An 18643-nucleotide genomic window follows, 5' to 3' on the forward strand; every position below is an offset into this window, starting at 1 on the left:
TGTTTAACAAAAGTTAATGGTTAAGCTCTTTCGCTTAGTTCTAACCATCGGAATTCTTTTTCGTCAATTAAGTGAATAACTTCTTCAATTCTAGAGGCTTTTAGTAATAAATCGTCGCTCGAAAGTGTTCCGGAACTCATGGCAGTTTCCAGTTCCTCTTTTTCAGTATTCAGATTTTCCAAATCGACTTCTAATTGTTCAAACTCTTTTCTTTCTTTAAAGCTGAGTTTTTTTGCTGCCTTGGTTGATTGTGATTTAGGCTTTTCTTTTTTTGCTTTAATAGGTTTTTCTAATTTTCTTTGCTCTTTTTCTTCTTCATCAATTGTATCGCGATAAATGGTGTAATTGCCAGGAAAATTTCTGATTTTCCCCATGCCTTCGAATACGAACATTTGATCAACAACTTTATCCATAAAGTATCTGTCGTGCGAAACAATAATTAAACACCCCTTAAAGTTCATTAGATATTCTTCCAAAACATTTAGAGTCATAATATCCAAATCGTTGGTTGGCTCATCTAAAATCAGGAAGTTGGGGTTCTTCATCAGTACTGTCATTAAATACAAACGTCTTTTTTCACCCCCACTAAGTTTCGATACGTAGTTATATTGTGTTTTAGGAGGGAAAAGGAAGTACTCTAGAAACTGAGATGCAGACATAACTTTACCATTACCAAGATCTATAGATTCTGCTATTTCTTTAATAACATCAATAATTCTATCATTTTCGTTAATGGTAATACCATCTTGTTTATAATATCCGTAAACAACAGTTTCGCCAATTTCGATACTACCTAAGTCGGCTTCAATATTTCTGGTAATAATATTTAAAAATGTCGATTTACCGGTTCCGTTTTTACCTACAATACCAATTTTTTCTCCTCTCTGAAATTTATAGCTAAAATCTTCTAAAATTTTCAGATCGCCATAGCTTTTGTACAAACCTTCCAGTTCTAGTATTTTTTTTCCCAGTCGGGCTGATTTAATATCCAGATCCATTCCATCTTCTCTAAATCCGGCAGCAGCTTTCTTTTTTAAATCGTAAAAAGCATCAATTCTATATTTAGCTTTGGTTCCGCGGGCTTGTGGCATTCTTCGCATCCATTCTTGCTCTGTTTTTAATAATTTTTGAGCTTTTCCCACTTCGGCATTTGTGTTTTCTATGCGTTCTGCTCTTTTTTCAAGATAATAGGAGTAATTGCCTTTGTAGCTGTATATAGAATGGGCATCCATTTCGATTATTTCGTTGCAAACACGATCTAAAAAATAACGATCGTGGGTTACCATTAGAAGTGTCCCCTTGGATTTGTTAAGATATTCTTCCAGCCACTCAATCATTTCAAGATCCAGATGGTTAGTGGGCTCATCAAGAATTAAAAAGTCAGGATCAGTAATTAATACCTTAGCCAGGCCAATTCTCTTTTTTTGTCCTCCCGAGAGTTCACCTATAACTTGTTCGAATCTTGTAATTTTTAATTTCGAAAGAATTTGTTTTACTTTATTTTCATAGTCCCAAGCTTTGTACTGATCCATTTTCTCAAGAACTTCAGCCATATTTTCTTCATCATTTTCATCAATTACTCTCTCGTAATCTCTGATAATCGAAAGTACAGGATCATCCGAATTAAATACTTCGTTTAGTACAGTATTGCTATTATCTAAATTGGGATTTTGTTGTAAGTATGCTATTTTGATATCATTACGGAATGTAATATCACCTTCGTCCTGAGAATCTAATCCGGCAATAATATTTAGGAGTGATGTTTTTCCAGTTCCATTTTTCGCTATTAAAGCTATTTTTTGTCCTTGACCAACGCCAAAGTGGATTCCTTCAAATAATGTTAGATCTCCGTAATTTTTGCTAAGGTTTTCAACCTGTAAATATGATATCATTTGCTTCAATTCTTGTTTATGAGAATGCAAATTTACAAATAAGTCTCAAGCAATTACAATTACGTCTAATTTCTGTACCGATTTCTTTGTTTAAAAGTGAATTATTAAAGAGAGTTTCGTATTTTCGTTACCCTTCAGTTTTAATAAAGAAGAATATGCGTAAAAAAGAAAGATTCGAAAAAATTATATCCTGGTTTCGGGAAAATATGCCAATTGCCGAAACAGAATTAGAGTATACAAATCCTTATGAATTATTGGTTGCGGTAATTTTATCGGCTCAGTGCACCGATAAAAGAGTAAATCAAATTACTCCGCCATTATTCGAAAAATATCCTACAGCTTTCGATTTGTCTCATGCTACTCAGGAAAATATATTCGATTATATTCGCTCTTGTTCTTATCCCAATAATAAGGCAAAACATTTGTTGGGTATGGCTAAAATGCTGGTTGAAGATTTCAAAGAAATTGTTCCCGACGATATTAAAGAATTACAAAAATTGCCAGGAGTGGGGAGGAAGACTGCCAATGTAATTGCTTCGGTGGTTTACGATAAACCTGCCATGGCAGTAGATACGCATGTATTTCGTGTATCGGAACGATTAGGCTTAACTACAAATTCAAAAACGCCACTGGAAACTGAAAAACAGTTGGTAAAGTATATTCCTGAAGAATTAATAGCCACAGCGCATCATTGGTTAATCTTGCATGGCAGATATGTTTGCTTGGCACGTAAACCAAAATGTAAAGCTTGTGGACTAAAAAAGTATTGTAAGTATTATCAGAAAGAAGAAAAGAAAAATATAAAAGCCTCAAATTAATTTGAGGCTTTTCGTATTATATTTTACAGGAATAAAAGTAAGCTTAATGCCATAACTGCCATTCCTCCAATTAATCCATAAATGGCAACATGGTGTTCTCCATATTCTTCGGCAGTAGGTAATAGTTCATCTAAAGAAATAAAAACCATAATTCCGGCAACTCCTCCAAATAAAACACCAAATACAGTATTGTTTAATCCAAGGAAGGAATAGATTAAAGCAAAACCAATTAAAGCGCCAATGGGCTCTGCTAAACCAGATAGAAAAGAATATAAAAATGCTTTTTTTCTGCTTCCGGTGGCATAATAAATTGGAACTGAAACGGCAATTCCTTCGGGTACATTATGAATTGCAATTGCAACTGCAATAGGAATCGCTATTGTTGGATCGGCTAAGGCAGCAGCAAATGTTGCTAAACCTTCCGGAAAATTGTGAATTGCAATTGCCAGAGCTGAGAACATTCCCATTCTCATTAGTTTTTTGTCTATTGGTTTTTTATCATCAAGATCTTCAATTTTTTTTACCTCATGAGGATTTTCATAAGATGGGATCATTTTATCGATTATGGCAATGAATAATATTCCACCAAAAAATGATAAAACGGTATACCATGATCCAGCAACTGTTCCATGATCCTCTATTAGAGCAGAATTTGCTTTCTGAAAAATCTCTACAAGTGATACATAAATCATTACGCCAGCCGAAAATCCCAGAGATAATGCTAAAAATTTAGTATTGGTACGTTTGGCAAAAAAAGCAATAGCACTACCTATTCCAGTGGCAAGTCCTGCAAATAGAGTCATTCCAAATGCTATAGCCACAGTAGAAAATTCAAATTCCATAATTGGTTTGTTTTTTTTATTCTTGATTTTAAGTTAACGTAACAAAGATATTTAATTATTTGGAATTATTCTAAATAACAGTGTGGAAATTAACTTTTAATATATAGTACAATGAGTTTATAATTTTAAAGATACTTACTTTTAGTGCTTTATTGATTTTAAATAAGGATATTAGGTGAATTTTTCCATGTATATTGTTGATTGTAAATTTTATAGATTAAAGTTTAATTTATAAAATTTATTTTATGAGATATTAAGGCGTGATGATTATGTTGATAAAGTCATTTGCAGTGCATAAAAAGAGGCTGTTTGAATTTCTCAAACAGCCTCTTAAATTATTTTAGTTGATTTAAAATCCGTTTAATTCCATACTTACAGTTGGAATTAGCAGTAGTAAGCCTAATAATAATAATATGACCATAAAACCACCAATCCATTTTACCCATTTTTCGTAAGGTATTTTTGCAACACCAAGTACTCCAATTAATACGCCTGATGTTGGTGTAATCATGTTGGTAAAACCGTCGCCAAACTGAAAGGCCATTACAGTAGCTTGTCTTGATACGCCTATTAAATCGGAAAATTGCGACATCATTGGCATTGTAAGAGCAGCTTTTGCCGATCCAGAAGGTATAATGATATTAATTATATTTTGAATAAGATACATGATAGAAACCGACGCCATTTTACCAAAATCGTTCATCGATTGTGAGATATAATAAAGAATCGAATCAATTACATTTCCTTCTTCTAGAACAATTAAAATTCCTCCTGCCAGCCCAACAATCATTGCTGCCGAAAGAATGTCTCTTGCACCATCGAGAAATAGGTTTGTGATTTCGTTGGCTGTATTACTAAATGCAATTCCCGAGAAAACTCCCATTGCAAAAAACAAAGTTGCAATTTCCATGATATACCAGCCATATCCCATTACACCTACAATTAGGTAAATAATTGTGAACAGCAATAAGTTAAGAATAAAAAAGTGAACAGATTTGCGCAAAGAGAAAAAACCCATTAGCGCAAACAATGCTGTTACAAAAGGTAAAACATAAGTTGTAGTTTCTGAATTGCCAATTTTTAAGGTGCTTTGTGGATAGTAAAATGAAAATACGATCATACTCACCAACAGAATAAAATAAGTTACCCAAGCCGATTTTGGGGTGTAAAATTCTATGGCTTCCATATCTGTATCGTGATGTTTTCTCCAGTAATCATCATCGGAGTAAACTAAAGAAGATTCTGGTGTTTTACGAATTTTGGCAGCATATCTTAAGATAAATGCAAAGCCAATAAAATTAATTACTATCCAGCAAAATAAGCGATATTCTATGCCCGAAAAAAGAGGAAGATTCGATAATCCCTGAGCAATACCAATGGTAAAAGGATTTAGAAGAGCTCCTGCAAATCCTAAGCCAGCAGCAACAAAACAAATGGCGACTCCTACAATAGAATCGTAACCCATTTTTATTGCCATAGGTACAAATATAATGGTAAAAGCAATGGTTTCTTCGCTCATTCCAAAAGTGGCTCCAAAGGCGCTAAACACCAGCATAATTAAAGTGAGGATAATGTTGTTAACACCAATTTTGCGAATGGTTTTATTCTTCTCTAGCTTTTGCGTGAATTTTAGGAAGGAATAAATACCAACATCAATCGATTTGCTGGCATTCATAATCCAAAAAGCACCACCAATAACTAAAATAAACATGATAATGTCGGCCTTATCAACAAATCCTTTGAAAAAAGAAGAGAAAACCTCCCAGCTTTGTCCCTGACTTTCGATTTGATGATAGGAATCCTGAACAATAACTTCTCTATCGGTTCCATTAACATTTACAATGGTTCTGTCGAATTTTCCTCCCGGAATAATCCAGGTTAAGATTGCAGATAATACGACTATTGCAAAAACAATAACGTAAGTGTGTGGTATTTTCTTAAACATGACAAATCGTTTACAGATTATTAATAGTGCCTAATTCGGTTTGAAAATGCGCATGCATACTTTACGAATTAAGGCGTAAAATTAGAAAAATATGTATAGAAAATGCATTCGAAAATAAATTTAAACTGCAGTTCGAAAAGGTTTGCAATTTGACCAATTTTCCTTAATATTTGCATTATAAAGTAAATGTGTGAATTTGTAAGTGTAAGAATGAGTGTTGAGCCTAAAAATCAATAGTTTAATATTGTTTATTTTAGCTCTTATTATTTAGCATTACACTTTGTTGTTCAATTAACATTGATAATTTTAAATTGTTGTAATATGAAGATGCTAATAAGCAATATAAAAACATTGGTTCAGGTAGAAGAAAATCCACGAAAGTGGGTAGTAGGAACCGATATGGCAAATTTAAATTGCATTGATAATGCATATTTGCTGATTGAAGACGAAAAAATAGCTGATTTTGGTAAAATGACAGATTTACCAAATTACGATGAAATGGAAGGATTCGATCAGGTTGAAGAAATTGATGCTACAGGTCGAATGGTATTTCCTTCGTTTTGTGATTCGCACACCCATTTGGTATATGCCGGAAGTAGAGAAATAGAATATACCGATAAAATTAAAGGTCTTTCTTACGAAGAAATAGCCAAGCGTGGAGGTGGAATTTTAAATTCGGCAAAGCGTATGCATGAGGCTACGGAAGAGGAATTGTACGAATCGGCAATGGAGCGTATTCATGAAATCATTAGTTTAGGAACCGGTGCAGTGGAAATTAAAAGTGGATATGGCTTAACCCTTGAGGATGAGTTGAAAATGCTTCGTGTAATTAAGCGAATTAAGGAAACAACTCCACTAACAATTAAGGCTAGCTTTTTGGGAGCCCATGCAGTTCCAGCAGAATATAAAGGGCGCCAATCGGAATATGTTGATTTAATAATTAATGAAATGATTCCGGTGATTGCCGCAGAAGAATTGGCAGACTTTATTGATGTGTTTTGCGATAAAGGTTTTTTTACCGTAGAAGAAACAGATCGTATTTTGAATGCCGGAATGAAATACGGATTGCGACCTAAAATCCATGCCAATGAGCTGGATTATTCCGGAGGAATTCAGGTAGGAGTGAAATATAATGCATTATCGGTAGATCACCTTGAATTTGTCGGTGAAGACGAAATTAAAAGTTTACAGGGATCTGAAACTATGCCAACTGTATTGCCAGGAGCAGCTTTCTTCTTGAATATGGTTTGTTCGCCTGTTCGCGATATGATGAATGCAGGATTACCTGTTGCCTTGGCTTCTGATTTTAATCCAGGATCTTCGCCTTCGGGAAATATGAAATTCGTGATGTCTTTGGCTTGTATTAACTATAAAATGCTACCACAAGAGGCGATTAATGCTACAACTATTAATTCGGCTTATGCTATGGGTATTCAGGAAGAATTGGGAAGTATTGCCAAAGGAAAAATCGCTAATGTATTCATCACCAAAGAAATTCCATCTGTCGAGTTCATGCCTTATGCATATGGCAGCAACCTGATTGATGCTGTAATTTTGAGAGGACAAAGACTGTAAGTTGAAACGCTAAGACGGAAAGACACAAAGAAAAATTTAGCGTCTTTGTATCTTTACGTTGAGAAAGAAACAAATAACAAACATTAATTCATAAGATTTGAGAGATTAGACTTGAGATAAGTCTCATATCTAACATCTCACATCTCATATCTAAATTAAAATGAAACAACTAATCGAATGTGTTCCTAATTTTTCTGAAGGGAACGACATGAATATCATTAATCAGATTACAAACGAGATTGAATCTGTTGAGGGCGTAAGTTTAATAGACGTTGATCCTGGAAAAGCAACAAATAGAACGGTTGTAACCATGGTAGGTACTCCCGATGAGGTTTGTGAAGCGGCTTTTCGCGCTGTAAAAAAAGCAGCTGAACTAATCGACATGAGTAAGCATTCTGGTGCTCACCCTCGTTTTGGTGCTACCGATGTTTGTCCATTGGTGCCAGTTGCAAATATTACGATGGAAGAGACTGTAGAGTATGCGCACAAGCTGGCTCAGCGTATTGGCGAAGAGGCAGGTGTACCAGTTTACTGTTACGAATCGGCTGCCCGAATTCCTGAACGTAAAAATTTAGCTGTTTGTCGTGCCGGAGAGTACGAAGCAGTTAAAGATCGTATTGGAACTGAACAATGGAAACCCGATTTTGGACCTGCCGAGTTTACCGAAGCTGTTGCCAAAAGTGGAGTAACCGCTGTGGGTGCACGTAACTTCCTTATTGCATATAATTTCAATTTAAATACAACTTCTACTCGTCGTGCTAATGCTATTGCATTCGATGTTCGTGAGCGTGGACGTACCAAGCGTGAGGGAAATGCTATCACAGGAAAGATTGTAAAAGATGAAAATGGTAAGCCAGTAATGATTCCCGGAACTTTGAAGGCGACTAAGGCAATTGGTTGGTTTATCGAAGAGTTTGGTGTTGCGCAGATTTCTATGAATATGACTGATATTACCATTACTCCTATTCATAAGGCATTCGATGAGGTTTGTGCTAAAGCTCAGGCTCGTGGAATTCGTGTTACAGGATCGGAATTGGTAGGTGTAGTGCCATTGCAAGCTATGCTTGATGCTGGTAAGCATTACCTACGCATGCAAGGTCGTTCAACTGGTATTGCCGATCGTGAAATCATAAAAATCGCAGTTAAATCTTTAGGCTTGGACGAGCTTTATCCATTCGATGCTGATAAGAAAATTATCGAGTATATTTTAGAGAACGAAGCGAAAAAAGGAGCGAAGAAATTGGTAGATATGAGCTTAACTTCTTTTGTAGAAGAAACAGCTTCAGAATCAATGGCTCCGGGTGGAGGATCTATCTCTGCTTATATGGGTGCAATGGGTGCTGCTCTTGGATCAATGGTTGCCAACCTTTCGGCTCACAAGCCAGGATGGGACGACCGTTGGGAAGAGTTCTCCGATTGGGCTGAGAAAGGTAAAGAGTATCATACCAAGTTAAACTGGTTGGTTGATGAGGATACAAATGCCTTTAATAAAATTATGGATGCTGTTCGTATGCCTAAGAAAACGGAGGAGGAGAAAGCTGCTCGTGCCGAGGCTATGGAAGAAGCAACTAAGTTTGCAACTATGGTTCCTTTCCAAACCATGGAGCTTTGTTTAGGTTCTATGGACGTAGCTAAGGCTATGGCTGAGGTTGGAAACCCTAACTCTGTGACCGATGCGGGTGTAGGTGCATTAGCTGCTCGTTCGGGTGTTATTGGTGCTTTCATGAATGTGAAGATCAATGCTGCCGACCTTACCGATAAGGCCTGGGCTGCCGATATTATCGCTAAAGGACAAGCAATTGTTGACAAGGCACAAGCATTGGAGAATGAAATCGTTGAAATGGTAAATGCTAAGATTTAGTTAGCCGAACCACGATAATTATATTTATTAAACCTGTCAGGATTCAGAATCCTGACAGGTTTTTTATGCTGTTATGTTTCAACTATAAACAAGTTTTAAATATCTGATTATGAATACGTACAAGTACTTTTCATTGAGAGCCTCACTTTAAATGAGACCCTCAAAATACAATTGAATTAATCCCATTGGGATTACATGTTTATAGAAGGTATTTCATTGTATATATGCGACTCCTTCGGAGTCGTATGGCTTTTAGAAAGTTTATTTTTATAAACATTAGAATCCGATGGATTCAAAAAAGTACCAGTAAGGAGGAATCAGTTATGCTTCGATTATAAGCAAACTGTAAATGTCGGGGTATGACTAATTCTTTATTTTCTCGAATCAAATTATTGAAAGCCTCACTTCGAGTGAGACCCTCAAAATATATTTTACTGTATCGGCTTAAACCCATTTCCATAAACATCATTTGTATTAAGTGTAGCTATGAATGCCTCGGGATCAATCCCTTTTACAAAGGATTCTAATTGACCAAGCTCTTTTCGATTAAGTGCTGTAAAAATGATTTTCTTTTGGTTTTTATAAAACAATCCTTCCCCCTTAATGTAAGTTCCTCCACGATCCATTTTCAGGATTTTGTCGCGAATTTCCTCGTGTTTTTCTGATATGATAAGAGCAGCCTTTTTAGCATCTATGCCCATTAAGACAGCATCAACAGTTTTCGAGATGCATAAAATGGCGATAATACAGTAAGGAGCTAAATCGATATTTTTAAAAACAACAATACTGCTTAGAACAATTAATCCATCAATAGTAATAAACATTTGTCCTAACGAAACGCGGAACCATTTTGAAAAAATACGGGCAATAATGTCGGTTCCTCCTGTAGTTGCACCAGCAGATACAACCAAGCCTATACCTAAACCAATTATGGCTCCTCCAAACATTGAGGATACCAGCAAATCTTTTGTTATGATTGGATTTCCACATAGATAGGTTAATCCGTCGATAAAGACAGATCCCAATACCATAGCTAGTATGGTTTTAATACCAAACTTGCCACCCAAAACTTTAATTCCCCAGGCAAGCAATGGAATGTTGATGCAAAGAGCTATTGATCCAACAGGAAAACCGATCAATTGATTGAGAATGATACTAAAGCCAAATACTCCGCCAGGAACTAATTTGTGAGGCATAATAAAAAAATTGTAGCCAATGGCTACTAAAAGGGATCCGAAAATAATTAATGAGTAGTGACGAAACCATAGTGATGAGAATAATTTCTCTTGCGGAAAAGACTTCTTTTTATATTGAGGCATGCTAATACGATTTTGCGACCAAAAGGTATTTTTTTGGCAGAATTAAAAATGTGTACATTCAATTAGCAACAACTTTAATGATGTTGAAACTTTTAAATGCAATGAATAAATGTAAGATTAGAGCTATGAAGAAAAACATAGCTATTCGGAGGATATTGTGGAAACATCCTTAATAGAATTCAGGGGTATCTTTTTCTTAATTTTTTTTTGAATTGCATGACTTATTGATATGCTTGAATTAGTCTGCGAAAGTAAGGAAAAAATAATGGAGGATAGGTGTTTGGAAATAAAAAAAGGACATGCCATCGCATGTCCTTAGTGTATTGTAAAATTGAATATTATAAGCCCAACAATAAGCTGTCAGGATCTTTTCCATCAAATAGCATCTTATGAGGATTTTCAATCATTTCTTTAAGCTTAACCAAGAAACCCACCGAATCTTTGCCATCAATTACTCTGTGATCGTAGGATAGAGCAATGTACATCATTGGGCGAATTTCCACTTTGCCATTTACAGCAACAGGTCGTTCAACAATATTGTGCATTCCTAAAATTCCCGATTGAGGTGGATTAATAATCGGGGTACTCATAAGTGAGCCAAATACACCTCCGTTGGTAATGGTAAAAGTTCCACCAGTCATTTCATCTAAACTAATTTTTCCTGCCCTAGCTTTTTTGGCCAGTTCCATTAAGTTTTTTTCAATATCAGCCAACCCTAAGCTCTCGGTGTTACGAATAACCGGAACCATTAAACCTTTTGGGGTTTGCACAGCAATGGCAATGTCAGCGTAATCTGGTGTTACAATCTCTTCTCCATCTATCATTGAATTTACAGAAGGGTGAAGTTTTAAAGCTTCGGATGCAGCTTTGGTAAAGAAAGACATAAAGCCAAGCTTGATATCATGAGTTTCTACAAATTTCTTTTGGTATTTTTTTCTTAGTGCCATTACAGCACTCATGTCAACTTCGTTAAAAGTTGTGAGCATGGCCGTTTCATTCTTAACCGAAACCAAACGCGCACTTAGCTTTTTCCTAAGATTAGTCATTTTAGTACGTTTTGCATCTCTCGAAATTTCTTTCGTTTGAGGCGAAACTACAGGTGCATATCCTTTGTTATCAACAACTGCTTGTATGTCTTTTTTAGATAAGCGCTGAAGTCCGGCAATTACATCATCTACCGAAAGGTGGTTTTCTTCCATTAGTTTTTTGGCCACAGGAGAAATCTTAACATCCTTAAAGTTATCTGATTCAACTTTTTTTGTTTCGGTAGCAACAGGTTCACTTGCTTTAGCTGGAGCTTCCTCTTTTTTAGTTTCTGCCTTTGGAGCAGGAGTTTCACCTGCAAAACTTGTATCAATTTTACAGGCAATTGATCCAACATCTACGGTATCGCCTTCTTGTGCCAGTATTTCAATTTTTCCACCCTCATCGGCAACAAGAGTTAGCGTTGCTTTGTCTGATTCAATTTCAGCAATGTCTTGATCTTTCTCAACAATATCACCATCGGCAATAAACCAACTGGCTATTTCTACTTCGGAAATGGATTCTCCCGGACTGGGTATTTTTATTTCAATCATTTGAATATGTTATTGTTTTTAGAATCAACTTTAGAGTAGCAAGTATCAAGAAAGAGTTTGATATCTTGCTTGAGCATTCTTGATACTTTGTACTTTATACTTGTGTTTTGGTTTACATTAACAACTTGCTCTTTTTTTTATCAAAATATTCGTGTTGACGAAGAATCTCTTCATGGGAGCTTCCTTCTACACATTGCAAACCACAATATTTTAGTTTGCGCTTACAATTACACTTTCTAAATACTTTATTAATAATTTCTTTTTGCCCTAAAGCATGAATTTTTGATAATCCCGTAGCCGGACTTCCACTTGCCTGACGAGCAACAGGAACCAAATTGATATTTTTGTGTTTAAATGCATAGTTTACAAATTGCCATGCTCCCATGTTTTCAGGTTCTTCCTGCACCCAAAGGTGCAGCAAGGCATTCGGATATTGTTCTACTATTTTATCAACTTGTTTATCAGGAAAAGGGTATAGTTGTTCAATTCTTATTAAAGCAATATCCTGAGCATTTAACTTTTCTTTTTCGGCAAGTAATTCGTAGTAAATTTTTCCGGAACAGAATACAACACGACGAACTTCCTTTGAAATAACATTGTAATCATTAATTACCTCCTGAAAATGTCCTTTTGCCAATTCATCGATACTCGACATGCAGGCAGGATGACGAAGCAGACTTTTTGGAGAAAAGCAGACTAAAGGAACACGAATTTCTCGTTTTACCTGTCGTCGTAACATGTGAAACAGATTTGCAGGTGTTGTAGGGTTGATTATTTGCATGTTATTGTTTGCACATAGAGTTAAGAATCGCTCTATTCTTGCACTCGAATGCTCAGCACCTTGTCCTTCATATCCGTGAGGAAGGTACATAACCAATCCATTTTTAATTCCCCATTTATCTTCTGCAGCACTTATGTATTGATCTATAACTGCTTGTGCAACATTGTGGAAATCTCCAAATTGGGCTTCCCAAATAGTTAATCCTGTAGGATGAGCCATTGCATATCCATATTCATATCCTAAAACACCATATTCACTTAAAGATGAATTGTAAACATGAAATGGAGCCTGATTTTCGCTCAGGTTTTTAAGGGGGAAATATTTCTTATCCGAATCTTCGATTACTAATGCTGCATGTCGGTGCGAGAAAGTTCCTCGCTCAGAATCCTGTCCGCTAATTCTTACCGAATTTCCTTCCGATAATAAACTGGAGTAAGCTAGCAATTCACCCATTGCCCAATCTATCCGATTGTTATCGATCATATTTTTTCGATCGGACATTAGTTTGCCAATTTTTTTAAAAAAATGTAGGTCTGAAGGCAGATTTGTTATTTTATCAGCAAGCTTTAATAATGATTTTTTATTTACACCTGTTTCTGGCGATAAATCAAAATCAATATCTGTTGAGTATCTGATATTTTTATAATATTCATCTAAAAAAGGTTGAATAACAACTTTATCGAAAGTTTTTGAAAGTTCAAATTTTTCGTCGAGTAATTTATTATATTCCGAGTTTATCCTGGTAATATCATTTGGTGTATAAATTCCTTTTTCAATAAGGTGATTGGCATAGAGGTCACGTGGATTTTTATGTTTTGCAATTTCTTTGTAAAGAATAGGTTGTGTAAAACGAGGTTCATCACCCTCGTTATGTCCATGCTTTCGGTACGATAAAATATCAATAAATACATCAGAATTAAATTCCTGACGGTATTCCATTGCTAATTTGATGGTGAAAACTAAGGACTCTACATCATCACCATTTACGTGAAATACTGGGCTTCGGGTTACTTTTGCAATATCGGTGCAATATGTACTCGAGCGAGCATCAAGGTAATTGGTAGTAAATCCAACTTGATTGTTAATTACCAAATGAATGGTTCCACCTGTTTTGTAGCCTTTTAGTTGAGCCATCTGAACTGTTTCATAAACAATTCCCTGGGCTGCAATAGCTGCATCGCCATGTATCACTACGGGAACTAGTTTATCTTGTTCCCCATCGTAATCATTGTCGATTTTTGAGCGTGAAATTCCCTGAACCACAGCTCCAACAGTTTCTAAATGCGAAGGGTTAGGAGCCAAATGGAGTTTTACTATGTTTCCATCATCAGTTTTAACTGTGTTGCCATATCCAAGGTGATATTTTACATCTCCCAACTCGATGTCTCCTTCGTATTCTTCCCCAACAAATTCTTTAAAGATATTGGCATAAGGCTTTTCGAGAATATTAGCCAGGATATTTAAACGCCCGCGATGTGCCATTCCAAAAATAAATTCCTGAACACCTAATTCTGCACCACGTTCAATCATAGCATCAAGAGCAGGAATAAGAGTTTCTGTTCCTTCTAACGAAAAGCGTTTTTGGCCTACAAATTTTTTATGAATATAATTTTCAAAACCCACAGCCATTTTCAAATGATAGTAGATGTGCTTGCATTGCTCATTGGTAAAATGAGGAGTGTTTTTAGTGCTTTCCATCTTTTTTTGCAGCCATTTTAACATTTGTGGATGACGCACAAAAACGTACTCTGCACCAATCGATTTACAATAAGTTTCTTGCAGGTGAGCAACAATATCTTTTAATTTTGCATAACCAATTCCTATTTCTTTTCCTGCATGAAATGAAGTTTCTAAATCACTTTCAGCCAAATCGAAAGTTTCGATGTCGAGCGTAGGAAAATATTTTCTGCGAGTACGTACCGGATTAGTTTTGGTAAATAAGTGTCCACGTTGACGATAAGCCTGAATTAAATTCATAACATTAAATTCTTTGCTCATCGACTCATTAGAGGTAGGAATTTCCTCAGCTAAAGTCTGCTTTACAGGAAATTTAGCACTTGCAAAATCGAATCCCTGAAAAAAGGTTCTCCAACTTTCTTCAACTGATTCGGGATTATCTTTGTAGGATTGGTATAGATCATCAATATATTCGATTTCACTATTGCCTAAAAAACTGAATTTATCCATAAAATTGTTTCTTGTTCTTATCTGATTTTTGTTGTCGCTTAAACAAATGTATTAATTTTGAAACGGTTCAAGATATTAAAAAAGCAATAAAAGATGAAAAGGTTATTTTTTTTTATAATCAGCTTATAGAATTTTTCTATATGGAGATTTATTTAACAGTGATAAAAAATAAGATATCTTTTTTTATTGTAGAGAGTTCGGAGTACTTTAGATTTGCACTTAAGAACATTAAAAAATTACATTATGGTATTGCTTCGATTAATTTTTGTTATTATTCTTACATCTGTATTTATTAGCTGCAATAATTTACAAAAAAAAATGCATTTTGTCCTACAGAAAGGGGATTTGATTTTTCAGGATTTAGATTCCGATTCCATAAGTAATGCAATAGAATCTGTAACCGGAGGCAAAGAACAACTTAATTTTTCTCATGTTGGAATAGTTGAGATTGATAAAACCGGAAAAATATTTGTTTTGGAGGCAATATCTAAGGGGGTATCTTTAACTCCAGTAGATATTTTTTTAGAAAGAAATACAAATATCAATGGAAAACCTAAAGTTGCTGTTGCCAGATTGAAATCTGAATATAATGGTAGAATAAAGGAAGCTATAGAATATGGCAAAAGTTTACTTGGATCGCCTTACGACGATGTTTACTTGATTGGTGATTCTAACTATTATTGTTCCGAATTAATTTACGAAATGTTTGCGAATACTGGCGATTCCAGTGAACTTTTTGTTTTAAATCCCATGACATTCAAGAATCCAGATACCAATGAGTTTCTGCCTTTCTGGATTGATTATTATAAGAAAAAGCAAGTGGAAATTCCGGAAGGTAAGTTGGGCTTAAATCCCAACGGTATGTATAAATCACAAAATATTGATATTATTTATCCTTACAGCGAGGAATAACAATATAGGACTCTGTTAAATTAAACCAATGAATTCTTTTTTACGACAAATAACCCAAGAACTGTATTCTAAATATGGCAAAGAATTATCTGACTGTAGTTTGGTTTTTCCAAACCGAAGAGCCGGATTATTCTTCTCAAAATATTTAAACGAACTTGTCGATTGTCCTATGTGGACTCCTAAAATTCATACTGTTAGTGAATTTTTTCGCTCCTTTTCTCATCTCCAAATTGAGGATAGTCTGGGATTGCTTTTTCGTTTGTATAAGATTTATATTAAACGAATGAAGGTGAGTGAAAGCTTCGATGAATTTTACCATTGGGGTGAAATGCTTCTTGGCGATTTTGATGATTTGGATAAGTATAGAGTAAATGCAAAACATTTATTTCAAAATTTGGCTGAAGAAAAAGAGATTGATAATCTTTTTGATTATTTAGATGAAGAGCAAGTGATAGCTATTCAGTCGTTTTGGAGTACTTTTCGCCCCGAGAAATATTCCGAGCATCAGAAAGAGTTTGTGAATTTATGGGAGAATTTATATGCTATTTACTCCGACTTAAAAGAAGAACTGGAAGCCGAAGGATTGGCTTTTGAAGGAATGGCTTCGCGTTATTTAGTTGACAGATTGGAATCGGGAGAAATTAAGGTTGAGGCCAAACGGATAATTTTTATTGGTTTTAATGCTTTAAATCGTTGTGAGATAGATTTGTTTACTGCCTTAAAAAATAAGGGTTTAGCTGATTTTTATTGGGATTACGACGAATCGTATTTGAATAATCCATTCCATGAAGCAGGTTTATTTCTGAGAGATAATCTGAAGAAATTTCCCTCTCCAGAAACAAGCCTTACTTTTAACAGCATAAAGAAAACCAATGCTGATGTTGAGTTTGTTTCTCTTTCGTCGGAAGTGGGGCAGGCAAAATATGCCTATTCGGTGATCGATAAATTTTGTCGCGATAAAGAAGTGTCTCCCGAAGAAACAGCAATTGTTTTGGCCGATGAGGAACTTCTTTTGCCGGTTTTGCATTCTATTCCTGCCAGTATCAAGAATGTGAATGTAACCATGGGGTATCCTGCTAAAAATACACCCGTAGCTAGTTTGCTGCGTTTGGTTATCGATTTACAGAAAAGTGCCAGGAAACAAGCTGATGAATTTGAATTTCATCACAAACAAGTATTGGCTTTGTTAAATCATCAATATTTAAATTCGATAAACCCAGATTTGGCGCATCAGCTTACACAGGAAATATTAACAAGCAATAAAATTAAAGTTCCGCAAAGTACAATAAAAGGCGATGAGGTAATTGAGAATTTGTTTACGCCAGTAAAAAATGTGGAAGAATTTTCCATTTATCTACTGAATTTGCTGCAGAATGTATATCAGCGACTTGAATCGGGCGAGAAAGAAAAATTATTAGTCGATAAAATAGAGCAGGAGTATATTTATCATTTATTTCTAGCCATTAAGCGATTAAAATCTTTGTTAAATCAGCATGAAATAGATCTTAAGCAAGATACTTTTTTTAAGATTCTGGATAAAATGATTCAATCGTTAAGTATTCCTTTTGAAGGAGAACCTTTGGCTGGATTACAGGTGATGGGAATTTTAGAAACCCGATTACTTGATTTTAAAAAAGTGGTGGTATTGTCGATGAATGAAGGAAAACTGCCAAAAACCGGGGCTTCAAATTCCTTTGTGCCTTACCATTTGCGTAAGGGATTTGGAATGCCAACCATCGATCATCAGGATGCAATTTTTGCCTATTATTTTTACCGTTTAATTCAAAGGGCCGAAGATATTAAGCTATTGTATAGTACACAGGGTGATGGAGTTAGTAATGGGGAAATGAGCCGGTTTTTATATCAGTTAAAATACGAATCAGATTTTACGATTCTGGAAAGTAGTCCGGGTTATGATATATCCTTAAAAGAGGCTAAGCCAATATCAATTATTAAGAACCAACGAATTTTAGATCGTTTAAACCAATATTGTAATGAGAATTTCAGAAGCTTTTCTCCTTCTGCATTAAATACTTATCTGGCTTGCCCTTTGAGTTTTTATTTTAAGTATTTGGCTGGCTTAAAAGAACCCGATAAGGTTATGGAGGAAATTGATCCGCCAACTTTTGGGAATTTATTTCACAATGCACTCGAAGATTTATATAAGCCATATATTGGAAAAAAATTAGAAAAAGAGAATCTTGAAAGTATCCGTAAAAATAAAGATTTAATAGAGGATACTTTAAAGAAAGCTTTTCGGGAGCATTATTTTCATATTAGCGAAGAGAAACAACTTGAAATATCGGGCAGAAATCTGTTGATATTTGATATCCTGAAAAAATATATCGACCGTCTCTTGGTTTTAGATCAGCAATTTGCTCCTTTTTCCATTCTCTCTCTCGAGGATACATATAAAATTCAGATTTCCATATCGGCAAACAGGAAAGTGAATATTGGCGGATTAATAGATAGAGTTGACAAGTTAGATGGAACTGTTCGGATTTTGGATTACAAAACAGGAAAAGCTAACCTTTTCTTTAAGGATATTGATTCTTTGTTTGAAAAGGAAGGGAAAAATCGGAATAAAGCCGCATTTCAAACATTTTTGTATTGTATGTTTTATGAAGATAACCGAAAGTGTACCGATTCTATTTCGCCGGGAATATATAGTTTAAAAGAGTTTTATAACGATAAGTATTCGTGTGTTCTTTCTCAGAAAGAAGGTCGCGGAAAGCCAATTCCAGTTACTGATTACAGAGCATATAAGCAAGAGTTTTCAGAGGCATTACGGGATATGATAGAGGAGATTTTTGATCCTCAAACGCCATTCTCTCAGGTGGAAAATCAGGATGTATGCAGAACCTGTTTGTATGCAGAAATTTGTCATCGTTAGGTATTAATCAAAATGTTATTTGGTGAGTGGCTTAAAAACTT

The 18643-nt window shown here is 35.2% G+C and carries 11 protein-coding genes; 5 read left to right on the top strand and 6 right to left on the bottom strand.

What is annotated here, in order from left to right:
• Positions 1 to 20: 20 nt before the first annotated feature.
• Entirely contained in the window at positions 21 to 1892 is a 1872-nt protein-coding gene (locus ACT3CE_RS12075) for an ABC-F family ATP-binding cassette domain-containing protein (protein WP_444710021.1), read from the bottom strand.
• A 155-nt stretch (positions 1893 to 2047) separates the two neighbouring features.
• Between ACT3CE_RS12075 and nth the strand changes: the two genes are divergently transcribed.
• Positions 2048 to 2710 (top strand): endonuclease III, encoded by a 663-nt coding sequence (nth, locus tag ACT3CE_RS12080; protein WP_444710022.1) that lies wholly within the window; start codon positions 2048 to 2050, stop codon positions 2708 to 2710.
• A gap of 23 nt (positions 2711 to 2733) precedes the next feature.
• Here the strand turns inward: nth and zupT are convergent, their stop codons facing one another.
• Together zupT and ACT3CE_RS12090 are read right to left on the bottom strand one after the other, a co-directional pair.
• Positions 2734 to 3552, bottom strand: a complete 819-nt coding sequence (gene zupT / locus ACT3CE_RS12085; RefSeq protein ID WP_444710023.1) for a zinc transporter ZupT — start codon at positions 3550 to 3552, stop codon at positions 2734 to 2736.
• 349 nt (positions 3553 to 3901) lie between these two features.
• Complete coding sequence (locus tag ACT3CE_RS12090) at positions 3902 to 5497, bottom strand: YfcC family protein (RefSeq protein WP_444710024.1); 1596 nt, start codon at positions 5495 to 5497, stop codon at positions 3902 to 3904.
• Positions 5498 to 5818: 321 nt separating this feature from the next.
• Between ACT3CE_RS12090 and hutI the strand changes: the two genes are divergently transcribed.
• Together hutI and ftcD are read left to right on the top strand one after the other, a co-directional pair.
• A complete protein-coding gene (hutI, locus tag ACT3CE_RS12095) occupies positions 5819 to 7072 on the top strand; it encodes an imidazolonepropionase (RefSeq protein ID WP_444710025.1) in 1254 nt (417 codons plus the stop codon).
• A gap of 160 nt (positions 7073 to 7232) precedes the next feature.
• Entirely contained in the window at positions 7233 to 8933 is a 1701-nt protein-coding gene (gene ftcD / locus ACT3CE_RS12100) for a glutamate formimidoyltransferase (RefSeq protein ID WP_444710026.1), read from the top strand.
• A gap of 431 nt (positions 8934 to 9364) precedes the next feature.
• Here ftcD and ACT3CE_RS12105 read toward each other — a convergent pair whose 3' ends face one another.
• The 3 genes from ACT3CE_RS12105 to ACT3CE_RS12115 form a co-directional block, all read right to left on the bottom strand.
• Positions 9365 to 10252, bottom strand: coding sequence for a YitT family protein (locus ACT3CE_RS12105; protein ID WP_444710027.1), 888 nt, complete (start codon positions 10250 to 10252; stop codon positions 9365 to 9367).
• A 338-nt stretch (positions 10253 to 10590) separates the two neighbouring features.
• Positions 10591 to 11829, bottom strand: a complete 1239-nt coding sequence (odhB, locus tag ACT3CE_RS12110) for a 2-oxoglutarate dehydrogenase complex dihydrolipoyllysine-residue succinyltransferase (RefSeq protein ID WP_444710028.1) — start codon at positions 11827 to 11829, stop codon at positions 10591 to 10593.
• A 112-nt stretch (positions 11830 to 11941) separates the two neighbouring features.
• Positions 11942 to 14797, bottom strand: a complete 2856-nt coding sequence (locus ACT3CE_RS12115) for a 2-oxoglutarate dehydrogenase E1 component (RefSeq protein WP_444710029.1) — start codon at positions 14795 to 14797, stop codon at positions 11942 to 11944.
• 318 nt (positions 14798 to 15115) lie between these two features.
• Between ACT3CE_RS12115 and ACT3CE_RS12120 the strand changes: the two genes are divergently transcribed.
• Together ACT3CE_RS12120 and ACT3CE_RS12125 are read left to right on the top strand one after the other, a co-directional pair.
• Positions 15116 to 15709 (top strand): YiiX/YebB-like N1pC/P60 family cysteine hydrolase, encoded by a 594-nt coding sequence (locus tag ACT3CE_RS12120; protein WP_444710030.1) that lies wholly within the window; start codon positions 15116 to 15118, stop codon positions 15707 to 15709.
• 28 nt (positions 15710 to 15737) lie between these two features.
• Positions 15738 to 18602: a PD-(D/E)XK nuclease family protein gene (locus ACT3CE_RS12125; protein ID WP_444710031.1), complete on the top strand. Its 2865-nt coding sequence runs from the start codon at positions 15738 to 15740 to the stop codon at positions 18600 to 18602.
• Positions 18603 to 18643 lie beyond the last annotated feature (41 nt).

It is taken from the genome of Marinifilum sp. RC60d5, assembly GCF_052400665.1.
Classification (GTDB): Bacteria; Bacteroidota; Bacteroidia; order Bacteroidales; family Marinifilaceae; genus JBQTGK01.

What these genes read in the sequence shown, in the direction of transcription:
- ACT3CE_RS12075 (WP_444710021.1), bottom strand. Translation starts at nt 1,892, where the DNA reads ATGATATCATATTTACAGGTTGAAAACCTTAGCAAAAATTACGGAGAT.
- nth (WP_444710022.1), top strand. Translation starts at nt 2,048, where the DNA reads ATGCGTAAAAAAGAAAGATTCGAAAAAATTATATCCTGGTTTCGGGAA.
- zupT (WP_444710023.1), bottom strand. Translation starts at nt 3,552, where the DNA reads ATGGAATTTGAATTTTCTACTGTGGCTATAGCATTTGGAATGACTCTA.
- ACT3CE_RS12090 (WP_444710024.1), bottom strand. Translation starts at nt 5,497, where the DNA reads ATGTTTAAGAAAATACCACACACTTACGTTATTGTTTTTGCAATAGTC.
- hutI (WP_444710025.1), top strand. Translation starts at nt 5,819, where the DNA reads ATGAAGATGCTAATAAGCAATATAAAAACATTGGTTCAGGTAGAAGAA.
- ftcD (WP_444710026.1), top strand. Translation starts at nt 7,233, where the DNA reads ATGAAACAACTAATCGAATGTGTTCCTAATTTTTCTGAAGGGAACGAC.
- ACT3CE_RS12105 (WP_444710027.1), bottom strand. Translation starts at nt 10,252, where the DNA reads ATGCCTCAATATAAAAAGAAGTCTTTTCCGCAAGAGAAATTATTCTCA.
- odhB (WP_444710028.1), bottom strand. Translation starts at nt 11,829, where the DNA reads ATGATTGAAATAAAAATACCCAGTCCGGGAGAATCCATTTCCGAAGTA.
- ACT3CE_RS12115 (WP_444710029.1), bottom strand. Translation starts at nt 14,797, where the DNA reads ATGGATAAATTCAGTTTTTTAGGCAATAGTGAAATCGAATATATTGAT.
- ACT3CE_RS12120 (WP_444710030.1), top strand. Translation starts at nt 15,116, where the DNA reads ATGCATTTTGTCCTACAGAAAGGGGATTTGATTTTTCAGGATTTAGAT.
- ACT3CE_RS12125 (WP_444710031.1), top strand. Translation starts at nt 15,738, where the DNA reads ATGAATTCTTTTTTACGACAAATAACCCAAGAACTGTATTCTAAATAT.